Consider the following 588-nt stretch of genomic DNA (forward strand, 5'->3'; position numbering starts at 1 on the left):
ATGCGGCGGCACGGCCGCTCTTGGAACCGGACTGCCACGCCGCCGCGATATCCGGCCGCGCCAACCCGGGATCGGTCCGCGGCCCGCCTGCCCCGACGGCGGGCGCGACGGCCCGCCTCCGGCGCTTGGGCAGCCCGCCGCTGGTGATTTCGTGCACCGAGAAGGTGTGCTCCTCGTCGTCGTCGGCGGGTTCGGCCGGCTCGGCACGCAGCGCGACCGGCGCCTCGGCGCGCGCCGCGGCCACCGGCGGCTCGGCACGAACGGCGCTGACCGGCGGCTCGGCACGGACGGCGGCTGCCGGGGCCTCGAACCGGGCGGGCTGCGCGCCGAACCGGTCGGCGCCGCCACTGCCGTTGCCGTTGCCATTGCCGTTGCCGTTGCCGGAGCGCACCGCCCCCGCGGCGACCGGCTCGGGCGCGGCCTCGATCGGCTCGGGCGCGGCCTGCGGCGGGGTGATCAGCAGCGCCTCGGGGATGTAGACCATGGCCCGCATACCGCCGTACGCGTTCGGCCCATCGATGTACACCGTGAACCCATACCGCCGAGCCAACGCCGCCACACCCGGGAAACCCACCTTCGGCGACGGCC

Annotated in this window: 1 pseudogene; it reads right to left on the reverse strand. The window is 76.7% G+C overall.

The annotated features are described in order from the left end of the window. Positions 1-588, reverse strand: a pseudogene (locus ACFO0B_RS28535) (sensor histidine kinase); the annotation flags it as partial.

It is taken from the genome of Nocardia jiangsuensis (assembly GCF_042650385.1).
Classification (GTDB): Bacteria; Actinomycetota; Actinomycetes; order Mycobacteriales; family Mycobacteriaceae; genus Nocardia; species Nocardia jiangsuensis.